We start from the raw sequence: 14,134 nt of genomic DNA on the forward strand, positions 1-14,134 counted from the left end.
AGAATTGCTTTAATTAGGTTCAAATAGGAATGACAATCCATCACAAGATACAATTTCATTCATTATTATATTTCTTACGTTTTTCACCGATTATAGCCCTTATACTATTAACGGCTTGTGGAGGTGGCGGTAATAAGAATAAAAATGGTGTTGTCTCTTCGCGTTACAGCAATTATATGGACAATCATCCAGAATGGCGACCACCAGGACCGCCCGCAGACCCTTGGGGACCTTATATCAACCAATCCTCACAGCGCTTTAATGTCCCCGATCAATGGATCAGAGCCGTCATGATGCAAGAATCTCGTGGGTATCAATATTATAATAAACGTCCAATTACCTCTCCTCACGGTGCCAAAGGGTTAATGCAATTAAAAACGCCAACCTACCGAGATATGGCAAAACGCTATAAACTGGGCAAAGACCCCTATAATCCACAAGATAATATTATGGCGGGAACCGCATATATTCGTATTTTATATCATCAATTTGGCGCACCTGGATTTGTTGCTGCATATCATGGTGGACCTGGCACCTTAAGCAATCATTTAAAACATGGTTCTTCTTTACCCAAAGCAACAAAACAATATTTAACTGCTGTTTCTGCTAAACTCGGAAATGATATTCCGATGAGTGGACCTTTTGTAAAATATGCCAGCGGATCGTCAAGGCGTTCTAAATCAAAAACTCCTTTGCCGCTTGAAGCCTATTATACTCCAAAATCTTATGCGCCAACCACAATGGTTGCACAAAACACAGTGCAATCTAAGGAAAAAAGAAAATCAAGGGTGGGTTCAACTTATCAACCCATGACACCTGTTTATCCAACCCAATCACACCCCAACCCAAATATTGTGCAAGTTGCTTATGCCCCCACCGCATCTTCCTCAAAAGGAAAGTGGGGTGTTCAAGTCGGCGCCTATCCCTCGGTCAGTCTGGCACAACAAGCCACCGCCAAAGCACAATCAAAAATAGCCGACAGCATCTCTTTTGCCAGCCCATCGATTGAAAGCGTTAATAAAAATGGCACCACGCTTTATCGAGCACGATTAACAGGAATCAGCCAAATCTCAGCAATCCAAGCCTGTCGCCAGCTGAAACAAAAAGGTATGAATTGTATAACCGTGCAATAAAGGATTGTTATCGATTGATACAAATTTTTTGTATCTATTTGCTGCTCTGTTTAACCCATAGCACCCATAACCATCATATTTTGCCACAAGAAGCCTATATTTGGCAAAAGAAATGGAATAATTCTTTAAAACCCGCCATTGAACAAACCATGCCTTTTATAACAGGATGGCGATTTTTAGCAGGGGAGTCTGAACCTGATGGGCAAGTCATTTATCCCTCCATTGAATTTAACATCTTACAACAATCGCATTTACCCTTAACCGCTGTCTATCGGTTTGATCGTTTACGCCCGTTACCTTCTGTTGATGAAGTTTTAACCCTGATCCAGCAATCTCCTGCCTATCAAACCCACCATATTCATCATATAGAGCTTGATCTGGATTGGCCAACGTCTAAATTGCCCATATATATTCAATTACTTCGCTCTTTAAAAACAAAACTCCCCCAAGATGTGCAATTAAATATTACCATGATCCCAGATTGGATGCGTTCACCAGTTTTCCCAGAGTTAACGGAACAAATCCCTTACCCTGTTTTACAAGTCCATAGTGTTGATAATCCACAAACTGGATTATTTAATGATGAGGCTGCACTTGCTTATATCCGGAAAATGGATCATTTAACGCACCATCCTTTTTATATCGCATTACCAACCTATGGGTTAAAAATACAAGCAACACCTTCAGGAACTATTTATGCTATTGAAGGAGAAAATGATTTTAAAACGGGGCACTCAGGTCAAGAATTATACAGCGACCCTCAACAAGTCAGAAATCTAATCAATAAGTTACAACAAAATACCCCCACTAACCTCAAAGGGATTGTCTGGTTTCGCCTGCCAATCGTCAGTGACCAACGAAATTGGAGCCATGACACATGGATGGCAATGATCCGCCATCAACCTTTGAAAGGACAAATCATTGTCCAAGAAATTCCTGATTCCAACAATCCTGGAGCAATAAAAATTATGCTGTTCAATCAGGGTAATATTGCCTTACCTTTACCCCCTATGGTGCCTTTGAGGTGTCATATTGCCGATGGACTATTCCCGTATCAATTATCATTGAATAATCAAGGGAAATATATGTTAAATTTGATAAAACAAGTTGCACCTTTGAATACCCATCAAGAGCGTGTTATTGGCTGGATGCGATGTGATTGAAACATGACGCAGATAGAATAAGATATGCGTTAAAAGGAATATACATGCAAAAAATTAGTTATATACTGTTCTGTATTTTATTCCCAAGCACAGCACTTGCTCAAAATCACATTCCTAAAACCAACGACGCAATATTAACCGCAACAGAACGATTTATACTCCCTATTCTCTGTCAAAACAATATCAATAATGTGACTCTAACCATTGAAAATTGTTATAAAAACATATCAATACATAACCCATCAAGAGAGAAATGCGTTATTGCTGATTATGCCCTTTATGACTTGGCACACTATTTAAAAGAACGCGCAGACATCATAGGCGATCCAAACCTTATTCATACTTCCTTTTTTGAAGAAAAAGCCATCAATCAACGATTATCCGATTTTCAAAAAACAAGCCCTCCATTCCAGTCATACACACCACAAGAATTTAAACATTACATCACTGTTTCAGCCTCTGTCATAAAAGACCGTTATTTAAATAAATACGATCAAACAGGCAAAAATTGTTCAACGGACTATCAACCTTAAAAGATTATATATATTCAATTTGAATAAAACTATTTTGCCTGCTCAATTTCGATGATAAAAGCGCTACATGAATCATTTATTACAATCTGTTGGGATCGTTATTCCCATTATTCTTATTTTATTTTTTGGATTTTTTTCTGCAAAAAGAAATCTATTGGGTGATAATGCCAGCGCAATTTCTGTCCTCAGCAAATTGGTCTTAACCATTACATTACCCCCTGTATTATTTGCAGGAACCCTCAGCGTTTCCAAAGAACAATTGCACGGTGCTTTGTTGCTATTTTTGACTTTAGTCATCAGCACCATATTGATTTATTTAATTGGTTTTTTCCTAGCTAGAATTGTTTTTAAAAGAAATATTATTCAATCTTCATTGGCAGGATTAGGAGGCAGCTTTTCGGCAGGTCCATTCTATGGTCCCGCATTGCTAGACCCTTTATATGGACATAATAGCAGCGTCGCCATCAGTATGATTGCCTTGGTCATCAACCTTGCATTAATTCCGTTGGCAACCATTATCATCGAGATTGAACTTGAAAAACAAAGCACCACACAACAAAAACCGATCTATCACCTCATTGCCAGTTCTATCTATCATGCCATCATAGACTGCCCTTATGTCTGGGCGCCTTTATTAGCAATTATATTATTGTTTTGTGGGGTTCAATTACCCAGTTTTATTGGTGACACATGCTTCCTTATTGGCAAAGCAACCTCTGGTATTGCCATCTTTGTTGCAGGAATGACATTGGCGGTCAATCGCTTTCGCTTTACCAAAGAATGCATTGGCTTTGCACTCATCAAAGACATTGCGTTGCCGTGTGTTTTCTATGGCATTGCCTCTTTATGGTTCTTAAAATCAGGAACGGATATTTTTAACGAAGGGTTATTATTATGCGCAATGCCCTCTGGACCGATGATTATTTTACTGAGTAACCAATATAAACAATATCAAGAAGAATCCGCATCCATCCTGGCAATTTCAACCTTTGCAATGATATTTACCATTTCTATTTTAATTGGATTTCTTAATGTATCTGTTCATTAATTTTATTTTAGATTAAGCCAATAGGCTGGATAACCCAGCATTTCACGAGGAACAGAGAAAAAATCTCGCCACGAAGTATAATTGGGCGAACCTTGTCCAATCTTATCAATTCCAACCGCTTGAAATGCCAATTTTGTGCGCGGAATATGAAAATATTGAGTGATAATAATTACTGATTCCATATGGTTTTTGTGCATATATTCAGCGCTATTCTTGGCGGTTGCTCTGGTATTAACGCCTTGATTGTCTTGAATAATGACTTGCTTGGGAACACCGTGATCCACCAAATATTGAGCCATCACGCTGGCTTCATCATACCCTTCTTTTCCTGTGCCACCGCTGACCAAAATAACAGGCGCATATCCTTGTTGATAGACGCTGATTGCTTTATTCAATCGTGCTTCTAACCCACTACTGGGAGTGCCGTCCAATTCTACCTTGGTCCCCAAAACAACCATCAAGTCTGCTTTGAATAAATGATCTTTAATCCCACCTAGAATAATAAAGAGCATTACCAAGCAATATATAATAACCACAGAGCAAATCAATTTAAACATAATTAAATACAGACAAGATGAATGAACACGAACAAATTACAATATTTAAAGCAATACCATAATGCACTTATTCTGACCGTATTAATCTTTTATTTTAAAAACAATTTTTTCATAAATAATATCGCCAATTTATAGCTCATCATAATCATCGTCATCATGACACTATATTGCAAACAAGAGAACCACCTTGATGATATTAAAGGTGGTTCTCAAAATTTAACTCATATAGAATGAATAATTAGAAATCAGATAAAGCAACTCGTTTCCATTTATTATTTGCAACGCATACATAATGATAATTTGCATCATCTTTGAAATCACCTGCACTACATGCTTCTGATGAAGAGGACGGCGTTGAAAGTTGAGCGTGGAATTGCTGACCTATAATTTTAGGTGCAGATACACTATTGGTTAAGGTCGCAGTTTTTCCATAAAAGCCATTGACTTTACGAATATTTGCCCCATTACTCATTTGAGTTGAAAAATTCATATCACCATTTTCATCGCCAGATATTGTAAATCCCGCACCAGTTTTATTGCTTTGGAACCATATATCTTCACCTATTGCAATCGATAAACCAGCGTTAAATTTAGGCTGTAAATTAAATACCGTTCCCGATGGGCTTAATGTCAACATAGGTACGGACGTTTTTGCTGAAGCAAAACTATTCACATCATAAAAATCAAACCCACCATTGCCATTAACGGGATCAACATTTATCAATTCACTACGTGCACGCCCTGCATTAACAGTATTCCACAAAAATACACTTCCTTGCCCTGAAAAATATTTAGTATCAAAGTTATAATCAGCAGAAGAAAAAAGAAGTGACTTCCCAATGCGCGCTGTATCGTTAAAATTAACTTTATTATTAAATTGTGCCAGTTGTGCAAAATTCACAGAACCATCTGACTCTTGGCACAAACCTCTCGTATCATTATATCCCAGTAAACAAACATTTCCTTGTGAGTGATTATAATTAAACGCAATCGATCCCATACGGCTTCCTCCTGTTAGACCCTTACGACGATTACGTTGGCTATCAACATCCATCACGAGGCGAATACTATAATCTTGCCAATCATTTGCTTGGGTACTATCCCGATTAACAATTGTGCTCATGTGCAACGCATGTTTTCCAAGATATTTATCCCCGCTAAATGCGTCCACTTCGCTTTCAAAAGAAGACATAATGTGATTGGAATTTATAATTGGTTTACCAATATTCCCTTGATCGTCAACCGTGATGGGTGAACCATTACTCCCAATCATTGTGCTATAGCCTTGAAATTCAAGCGCATGAGCATCCAGTAACGCTTTATATCCAACAGGAAGATAACCACCATTCACCAAATAGGCAAAACTGTCTTCATTCACTGCATTTTTATCACAATTATCGCAAGTAAAAGAATTAACCCACCCTTGATATAGTAAACTATTTGGCTTTGTCCAATTCTGTGCTCTAAAATCTAACTCTTCTCGAGCGTAAGTATTAGACACACTGGTTGCATTATCGCCTAAGACACTACTGCCATCTGCAGTCATAAATGTATTTTCAGCCAATACCCCATTGGAAACACCTACAAAAACCATCGGCTCTTTATAAGTGGAGAGTTGGTCATCCAAATAGGAAACATTTGGTACTTGTCCAGAGGCTGTACTACCACCACTTGCTGCCCAAGCATATACTTTAATATGTGTCGCATCCCAAGATTTAATATATCCCCAGTATGTATGAGCGTGCAGTAAGCCTGCTTTATGAGCATTATTCGTATCTTTTATTGTTGGATCAATAACATTTGTAGAGATATACATTCCATCATGTAGCTGAGACATCTCTTCGTCTGTCATTGCCCGACCTAATGTAACCCCTGAAGCGTCAAACGAAGCCACTGGAGCGACCACTCGAGCTGGCATATTTTCTATATATTGATAGAAACCCACCATCGCCCGGTCGCCTTTTGCAACCGCTGGTGCGCCCGCACGATAATCTATACCAGAGATCGCTGCTTGACCGCCGCCTCCACCCATACCAGAAGCTGAAGAAAAAATACACAAAGTACAACCAGCATTATAATTCCCATAGGGTCTACCAAAAACAGAAAGAGACATAGGAACCATTTTTCCATTCGTATCATAATCCCCACCAATCTGTACCATTTCTTTTCCCAAAGTAAATGCAGATTGATTATCAGGCGTTAATTTAACTAATGGGCGATTAATAATAGACCCATTTGCTGATTGATATTGATTGGATATCTTTACCTGTGCGTTATTCACATCAGCAGTGACTTGCTTATTGGCGTTCAATCCTGCCACACCATTTGCTGAGTTGATTTGTGATTTTGTTATGTAATCTTCTGCATTTGCACAAGACATAACTATTGTAATGCAAGATAATAAAGCTAAATTACCAGAATTTAGAACTATTTTTAGAAACATAAAATCCTCGGATTCGAGATAAAATAATATTAAATGTAATGTTATTAATAATTACAAATTTAAGCGAATATTATTTGTAGGAATTGATCGCGTCGTTTACAGATTTTGTTTAAAATAACCATCTAAAACCTCATAGGGTGTTTTTCCTTGAATGCCTTTATGGGGTTTAACAGTGTTATAATAATTAATAAATCGTTTCAACTTTAACTTTCGATCCTGAGCATTGACGAACAATGCACGCTCATGCCACATTTCCATGAGTGTGCGAATGACGCGCTCTGCTTTGCCATTGGTTTGAGGGCAAGCTGGCTTGGTAAATTTCTGGTTAATCCGATTGGTATAACAAGATTTAACAAACAGATGTTCAAGCGTTCCTTGGTATTCTCTGCCATTGTCAGAGTAAACACATTCGATCATATAAGGGCATTGAACCAGCACATCGTCTTGTAGGAACTGAGCTGCACTAAACTGAGATTTATCGTTGTAAATCCCTGCATAGAGTTCTCGAGAAAAATCATCAATACCTACAAAAAGATACTCCCGAGTTTGCTGTTTAGTCTCATTTTTCAACAAAGGAAGTCGTTTTGTATCGACATGCACCATCTCCCCAAGATAAGATTTGTTATATTTTTTGGCTTGCCGTCTGAGGTTGTCCTCAAGTGTTTTTTCAATCTTAGCAAGGCGTTTAGAAGATTTAAACTTTCCTACAAGTATGAAATTTACAAATATTTGCGTTCGATGGTCATTAGAGGAAGTGGAAAGATGGGAAACCCAGAGAATAAAACTTCAACGTCTGGCTAGCAAAAGCAAGTCTTGTGATGACATTGCTCCATCAAAAAGCAAATCCGCCCATATTTGAGATAAAATTTTTCTACGGTCTAAATGTTCCGCTCTATTATACGCAGCCTCTACAGTATTTGTAGGGGCGTGTGCCAGCATTAAATCAATAATATTTCTATCATTAGGATATTTTTCGTTCATTATACCAGAAAAGGAAGCTCTAAACCCATGTGGTACATGAATACCTTTATAACCAGCACGATTTAGTAAATATCCCATTGCGTTTTCACTCATAGGCTTCATAATTGTTCTGCTATTTGGAAAAACTAAACCACCATGCCCAGTAAAAACTTTAACAACCTCTAAAACTTCGATTGCTTGCCTTGATAAAGGAACTTGATGTTCTTTACGCATTTTCATACGTTCGGCTGGTATAACCCATACATCACCTTTAATTTCTTCCCAACTCATTCCCCGCACCTCATTTGGACGAACGGCTGTTAATGATAGGAATCTTAAAGCGAGTTTTGTTACTGGGTGTGCTGGCGTTCTATCTACCGTATCAATGGTCTTGTCGCAAATTTAATTATGTATTTTAGTATGATGTAGAAATGGAGTGAGTATTTATATTTTAGGAACGATTTGTGTCTATTGGTATCTATAGCAAGCTTATATTAAGGTCTAAGGATGATTTTAAAGGTCGCCACTTTAGTGGGTTGATGATTATCCAAGCAGTAAACTGGTATTTACGCTATTGCCTTAGCTATCGAGATATTGAGGAATTGTTTTTAGAACGTGGGATAAATATAGATCATAGCACGTTAAATCGTTGGGTATTACGCTATGCACCACTATTAGAAAAGCGATTAAGAAGCTATAGAAAACCTCATTGTGGTGAGGTGAGGATTGATGAAACCTATATCAAAGTAAAAGGTCAGTGGAAGTATCTATATAGAGCCATTGATAAGAATGGAACTGCTATTGATTTCTTGTTAACAGCTAAAAGAAATATCAAAGCAGCGCAACGTTTCTTTAGAAAGGCGTTTAAAAAAGATGGTCTATTCGCTCCAACCCATATTGGAACAGATAAAGCATTACCGTTTCCAAAAACCATACAAACCATGAAGAATGAGCATATCCTTCCCAATCACTGCGTTCATGAAACAAGAAATCTTTACAACAGGGAATAGAAAATGATCATTTTAGAGTAAAGAGAATTATCCCAAAGAATGGCTGTTTTCAATCTTTTCATACAGCAAGAAAAACACTCAAAGGATATGAGGCCATTCTCTGGATTAAAAAAGGACTGGGTTTTAAAGGAAAATGGACAATCAACGAACAAATAAAACTCATTCAAAGCATATTCGGTCTAAATAATAATATACCCGTCTAAATTAGCTAGCTTTATGGCTAATCACAGCACCATTCAATATTTGCGACAAGACCCGCCAAAGTCTTGGACCAACTTTTGTAATTAGCAAAAACAACCCAAAAGAATCGAATAATTTATAATCTTTTTTTAGGTTTCGCCTTTTTTATAGCAACATCTGTAAGCATTTTTAAAATACCCCCATCCCTTTTGAATTATACCCCCAACTATACCCCCAGATTTATTGCCTTGTATTGTATTACATTGAATTGAATTAGAAAAGAAATTATATTTTTTCGGCTATTTTCTGCTAGTCTTGTATTAGATTGAACTATATTAAAATATTTAATGGTGTCCACGGCGGGATTCGAACCCACGGCCCCAGGATTCATCTCACTACGATTTTCATCGCCATTGTGACACAACACAATGTTTGTAAGCTGGACTGTCTCTTTACCCTAGGAACATATCCCTTAGGCACCACCCGTACAGTCTCTACACCTTCCCCACAAATAAGGGCTTGGCTCGGGATTGGTATGGCAAAGACTGCCGAAACGTTCCCCGAATTTGAGCGGATCCACTTTATCGTTTCCAAATAAAGCGCCCAATTTAATTTTAGGAATCCTGTGCTCTATCCTGCTGAGCTACGCAGACACTTGTTTACCTTTTAACGTGTCTTTATAAATTTGAAAAGAGCTTGCGTTCATCTAAATAGTTTTTTTTCTCTTTTACATGTTGTGCCACAGTCATCATAAAGTGCTGGCACAGAGTTTCTGCGGGAATTGCTGTTTGTTTACACAAATATTCCAATTTTTGCGCATAACGTAATAACACATAAAGTGCTTCAGAATTCCAACTATCCATCGCTTTTAAAAAACCGTCCGTACGTTTAAAAAAAACAGGCGGGCTTAACTTGGAAATAGCGACTTTAGCGGGCATGCCCTCTTCAAATAAAAACCGTGCTTGTAATAAACGATCCACATGCTGCAACAAACTACGGGTCAACGCAACCATATTCACGCCTTCTTTGATCGCCTTGGTCAGGGCTTTATCAACCATGGCTGGTTGCCCACACATGGCGGCATAAACAACATCTTCAACCGAATATTCTGCATCATCGCCAATCGCTTGTTGCACATGGATCAAAGTAATCTCAAGATCAGACCCAACATATAATAATAATTTTTCTATTTCATTACGAATTAATGCTCTATCCGTTCCTAAAATAGCCAGCAAATATCGAAAAGCATCAGGCGCTATTCTTTTTTTACCCAATAATACACGAAGGGTTTCGTCCAAGGAACGTCCTGTTTCTGCATAACAAGGAATGGCTGCAATCAAAGGATGCTTTTCTGCTAAGACACGCAAAGGCGATCTTGGGGATAAACTACCTGCCTCAATAATGACAACAGAATCAAAATCAGACGGATCATGCTTCTCTACAGGGTATAAAGCACATAATGTTTCAAGTGTTTTCGCAAGTGCGTCACTCGCTTCACGAACCCATACAGCCCGTTGCCCACCCATCAAAGACAGTGCCGTTGCTTCTTCGTTTAATCGTTCATGATGTTCTTTATCCAGCACACAGACTTGAAAAGGGTCATCCAAACGACCAGCAACTTTTTTAACAAGCTGGCTTGCCCTTTCGCGAACAAGCCCGCTATTTTCACCATAAATCAAATAGACACGAAATTGTATAGGTCCTTGTAAAAGACTTATGATATTTCGTGCATCTATTTTCATAATCTAAACCTGCCAGATCTTAATTACCAGGCACATCATCAGTCGTCATATTATCCATACCCACAGGAATCATCGTATTCCGACCTGTTGCCATTGCAGGTATCCCATCAACCCCAACACCTTGAGTTGCTGCACCATTAGATCCAGGATTCATACTAGGTAACATATAGGTTGGTTTGGGTGTATCTGGTGTTTTTGCTTTGGTTTGATACGTATCATTATTTCTGAACCATGTCGCAACCTGTTGCGTGACTTCATCCGCCAAATTTTTTGCAACACGAGCTTGAGCCGTTTCATCATTCAAACTTTGTGCAAAATATTGCTCATAAGTAACGGTATACCCATCCATTGTCTGAGCATCACCTTGAGCCAACACAACAGGATTAATTGAAATCGTCTTTAACGCCCAATGTGCGGTTCCTATCATTCTTGCGCGACCCGCAGAGTTATCATAATGAATATCAATTGCTTCTTCTGATAAATTAGGAGAAACATCTAATTGATAAGTTTTTGGATCCTCTGGTCCCGCACCCGCAAGGTTCTGTTGCAATGCTTGACGGACAAGCTGACCATAACGATTAGGTAATACAGGAACATAAATTTTCTGTAGCTCATCATTTACATCTAAGTTTGCAGTTTTGCCATACATAGGTTTAAACCCACATCCTGACAACATTACCCCAATACCTAATAAGACACCGAAGGTTGTTAGAAACTTGCTAATTACTTTCATCCGCCTACCACAAAATTAACGATCTTATTAGGGACATAAATGGTTTTTATAATTTCTTTACCATCTAAGAATTTTGCAACCGCTCTTTCTTCACGTGCAAGGGCAATCACAGCATCCTTATCCATATCAGGAACCACTTCAATTGTTCCTCTGAGCTTTCCTTTGATTTGCACCGCAATGACAACACGCGTTGCAGCAAGTAAAGAGTCATCAGCGATTGGCCAAGGGGTTTGTGCAACTAATTTGTCTTGCATTCCCAGTAAACGCATCATATCTTCAGCCATATGCGGAACCAAGGGGCCACATAATAAACTTAACATATACGCTGCTTCACGACGGGCAAAACCCATACCCGTTTCTTTGGCTTGTTTTTCTGCATCAGCAACCGCATTTGTCAATTCATGTAAACGGGCAATCGCCACATTCATTGCAAACCCATCCAATGCCTCAGTCACCGCAACAATGGTGCGATGGGTCATACGACGCAAATCATCTGCAGTTTGGGCAAATTGCTCTGGCAAAACAACATCTTCTGGAACATCTTGGGCAATAATAGACACAACACGATATAAACGTTGCAAGAACCGAGAAGTTGCAACAGCGCCCTCTTCTGTCCATTCCATATCACGCTCTGGTGGATTATCTGATAAAATAAACCAACGTGCTGTATCCGCGCCAAAACGCTCTATGATCGCAGAAGGCGCAATCGTATTTTTCTTGGATTTGGACATTTTTTCAATACGCCCAACCGTAATTGCCTCCCCAGTATCGCGCTTTACAAAACCCGCATCCGTCTTTTTAATTTCGTCAGGAGATACCCACTCACCCGCAGCATCTTTATAGCTTTCATGCATCACCATGCCTTGGGTAAAGAGTGCTTTAAAGGGTTCTTCCATACCGACTTCACCCACACTATTTAAAGCACGCGTAAAGAAACGAGCATAAAGCAGATGAAGGATAGCATGCTCAATCCCACCGATATATTGATCGACTGGCATCCAACGATTCACCGCAGCATGATCGAGTGGATCAAATGAATGCGGTGCTGTAAAGCGTGCAAAATACCAAGAGCTATCCACAAATGTATCACATGTATCGGTTTCTCTTTGTGCTTTGCCATGACATTTCGGACAATCAACATGCTTCCATATGGGATGATTATCCAATGGATTACCAGACAAAGAGAAATCAACATCTTCTGGTAAAATAACGGGCAATTGATCTTCCGGAACAGGAACCACACCACAAGTTGGACAATGAATCACAGGAATTGGGCAGCCCCAATAACGCTGACGCGATAAGCCCCAATCTCTTAACCGCCAATTAACAATTTTCTCACCAATGCCCATTTCTTCTAAACGCGCAATCGCTACTTTTTTAGCTTTGGCAGTCGTCAGCCCGTTTAAAAAATCTGAATTAATGAGAATACCATCACCCGCATGAGGCTTGTCCGTAACCACAAATTGGGCTGGATCTTCGTCTTGAGGCATGATGACCGTTGTAAAAGGTAGATTATATCTCAAAGCAAAATCAATATCCCGTTGATCGCCTGATGGGCATCCAAATACAGCACCTGTGCCGTAATCCATCAACACAAAATTTGCAATCCAAACAGGGAATTTTTGATCAGGCATAAAAGGATGAATAACATGCAAGCCTGTATCAACACCTTTTTTTTCGGCTTTTTCAATCACCTCTTCTGAAGTCCCCATACGGTGACATTCAGCAATAAATTCAGCAATTTTAGGATTATTCTGAGCAAGTTTTGCAGCAATAGGATGATCCGCAGAAATCGCCAAAAATGCCATTCCGAATAAGGTATCAGGGCGCGTGGTAAAAACTTCAACAGATCGTAGTGGCTCTTCGAAATCTGCTGGAGCTTGATCCAAAACAAATCGAACTTTTGCGCCCTCTGAACGTCCCAACCAACGTTCCTGCATGGTTTTGACACGATCTGGCCAATTATCCAGCGTTTTTAAACCATCTAACAAAGGTTGGGCAAATTTGGTAATCTTAAAAAACCATTGAAAGAGCTGCTTTTTTTCAATCAATGCACCAGAACGCCAACCTCTGCCATCGATAACTTGTTCATTAGCCAGAACGGTTTGGTCTTCTGGATCCCAATTTACCCAGCTCTCACGACGTTCCAGCAAGCCTTCTTTCATCAAACGAAGAATGAGTTTTTGTTGTTGTCCATAATATTCAGGTTGGCAAGTCGCAAATTCGCGATCCCAATTCAAAGAAAAACCCAAGCGTTTGAGCTCGGCACGCATGGCAGCGATATTTTCCATCGTCCATTTTGCTGGCGATACACCACGGCTTTTGGCGGCATTTTCTGCTGGCAACCCAAAAGCATCCCAACCCATTGGGTGCAAAACACTATAGCCACGCGCACGTTTATACCGAGCAATCACATCCCCCAGCGTATAATTCCGCACATGCCCCATATGCAATTGCCCCGAAGGGTAAGGAAACATTTCCAGAACATAATATTTAGGAACATTCGCATCAGGAACGTTGGGAATATCGAATAAGCGACGCTTTTCCCATTCTTGTTGCCAAAACGGTTCTGTATGTTGGAAATTATACGAAAAAGAAGGAGAGTCACTCATAATATTTAATCAGTATCCGT

At 39.3% G+C, this 14,134-nt stretch carries 11 protein-coding genes and 1 pseudogene; 5 read left to right on the plus strand and 7 right to left on the minus strand.

Going from position 1 to position 14,134, the window contains the following annotated elements:
• Nucleotides 1-29: 29 nt before the first annotated feature.
• The 4 genes from QJV33_RS02560 to QJV33_RS02575 all read left to right on the plus strand — a co-directional run bounded on the left by QJV33_RS02560 (nucleotide 30) and on the right by QJV33_RS02575 (nucleotide 3,877).
• Nucleotides 30-1,133 carry a lytic transglycosylase domain-containing protein gene (locus QJV33_RS02560; protein WP_281461848.1) on the plus strand — a complete coding sequence of 368 codons (1,104 nt, stop codon included), beginning with the start codon at nucleotides 30-32 and terminating at the stop codon, nucleotides 1,131-1,133.
• A 14-nt stretch (nucleotides 1,134-1,147) separates the two neighbouring features.
• Nucleotides 1,148-2,296, plus strand: a complete 1,149-nt coding sequence (locus tag QJV33_RS02565; protein WP_281461849.1) for a DUF3142 domain-containing protein — start codon at nucleotides 1,148-1,150, stop codon at nucleotides 2,294-2,296.
• Between the two features lie 44 nt (nucleotides 2,297-2,340).
• On the plus strand, nucleotides 2,341-2,829 hold the full coding sequence (locus QJV33_RS02570) for a hypothetical protein (protein WP_281461850.1): 489 nt from the start codon (nucleotides 2,341-2,343) through the stop codon (nucleotides 2,827-2,829).
• Between the two features lie 67 nt (nucleotides 2,830-2,896).
• Nucleotides 2,897-3,877, plus strand: a complete 981-nt coding sequence (locus QJV33_RS02575; protein WP_281461851.1) for an AEC family transporter — start codon at nucleotides 2,897-2,899, stop codon at nucleotides 3,875-3,877.
• 2 nt (nucleotides 3,878-3,879) lie between these two features.
• On the opposite strand, the gene QJV33_RS02580 is transcribed toward QJV33_RS02575, so the two are convergent.
• The 4 genes from QJV33_RS02580 to QJV33_RS02595 all read right to left on the minus strand — a co-directional run bounded on the left by QJV33_RS02580 (nucleotide 3,880) and on the right by QJV33_RS02595 (nucleotide 8,239).
• On the minus strand, nucleotides 3,880-4,413 hold the full coding sequence (locus tag QJV33_RS02580; RefSeq protein ID WP_281461852.1) for a YdcF family protein: 534 nt from the start codon (nucleotides 4,411-4,413) through the stop codon (nucleotides 3,880-3,882).
• A gap of 259 nt (nucleotides 4,414-4,672) precedes the next feature.
• Entirely contained in the window at nucleotides 4,673-6,814 is a 2,142-nt protein-coding gene (locus QJV33_RS02585) for a hypothetical protein (RefSeq protein WP_281461853.1), read from the minus strand.
• 159 nt (nucleotides 6,815-6,973) lie between these two features.
• Entirely contained in the window at nucleotides 6,974-7,480 is a 507-nt protein-coding gene (locus QJV33_RS02590; RefSeq protein WP_281461854.1) for an integrase core domain-containing protein, read from the minus strand.
• A gap of 183 nt (nucleotides 7,481-7,663) precedes the next feature.
• A complete protein-coding gene (locus tag QJV33_RS02595) occupies nucleotides 7,664-8,239 on the minus strand; it encodes a tyrosine-type recombinase/integrase (RefSeq protein WP_346771134.1) in 576 nt (191 codons plus the stop codon).
• Between the two features lie 62 nt (nucleotides 8,240-8,301).
• Here QJV33_RS02595 and QJV33_RS02600 point away from each other — a divergent pair.
• Nucleotides 8,302-9,050, plus strand: a pseudogene (locus QJV33_RS02600) (IS6 family transposase).
• A gap of 654 nt (nucleotides 9,051-9,704) precedes the next feature.
• Here QJV33_RS02600 and holA read toward each other — a convergent pair.
• The 3 genes from holA to leuS are packed head-to-tail and all read right to left on the minus strand — an operon-like array spanning nucleotide 9,705 to nucleotide 14,114.
• Complete coding sequence (holA, locus tag QJV33_RS02605) at nucleotides 9,705-10,769, minus strand: DNA polymerase III subunit delta (RefSeq protein WP_281461855.1); 1,065 nt, start codon at nucleotides 10,767-10,769, stop codon at nucleotides 9,705-9,707.
• Nucleotides 10,770-10,788: 19 nt separating this feature from the next.
• Nucleotides 10,789-11,502, minus strand: a complete 714-nt coding sequence (lptE, locus tag QJV33_RS02610) for an LPS assembly lipoprotein LptE (RefSeq protein ID WP_281461856.1) — start codon at nucleotides 11,500-11,502, stop codon at nucleotides 10,789-10,791.
• Nucleotides 11,499-14,114 (minus strand): leucine--tRNA ligase, encoded by a 2,616-nt coding sequence (gene leuS / locus QJV33_RS02615; RefSeq protein ID WP_281461857.1) that lies wholly within the window; start codon nucleotides 14,112-14,114, stop codon nucleotides 11,499-11,501. Before leuS ends, lptE begins: the two co-directional genes overlap by 4 nt.
• Nucleotides 14,115-14,134: the final 20 nt, after the last annotated feature.

This window comes from Commensalibacter nepenthis (assembly GCF_029953305.1).
Lineage (GTDB): Bacteria > Pseudomonadota > Alphaproteobacteria > Acetobacterales > Acetobacteraceae > Commensalibacter > Commensalibacter nepenthis.

Coding starts and splice junctions, on each gene's coding strand:
- QJV33_RS02560 (WP_281461848.1), top strand. CDS start 30: ATGACAATCCATCACAAGATACAATTTCATTCATTATTATATTTCTTA.
- QJV33_RS02570 (WP_281461850.1), top strand. CDS start 2,341: ATGCAAAAAATTAGTTATATACTGTTCTGTATTTTATTCCCAAGCACA.
- QJV33_RS02575 (WP_281461851.1), top strand. CDS start 2,897: ATGAATCATTTATTACAATCTGTTGGGATCGTTATTCCCATTATTCTT.
- QJV33_RS02585 (WP_281461853.1), bottom strand. CDS start 6,814: ATGTCTTGTGCAAATGCAGAAGATTACATAACAAAATCACAAATCAAC.
- QJV33_RS02590 (WP_281461854.1), bottom strand. CDS start 7,480: ATGGTGCATGTCGATACAAAACGACTTCCTTTGTTGAAAAATGAGACT.
- holA (WP_281461855.1), bottom strand. CDS start 10,769: ATGAAAATAGATGCACGAAATATCATAAGTCTTTTACAAGGACCTATA.
- lptE (WP_281461856.1), bottom strand. CDS start 11,502: ATGAAAGTAATTAGCAAGTTTCTAACAACCTTCGGTGTCTTATTAGGT.
- leuS (WP_281461857.1), bottom strand. CDS start 14,114: ATGAGTGACTCTCCTTCTTTTTCGTATAATTTCCAACATACAGAACCG.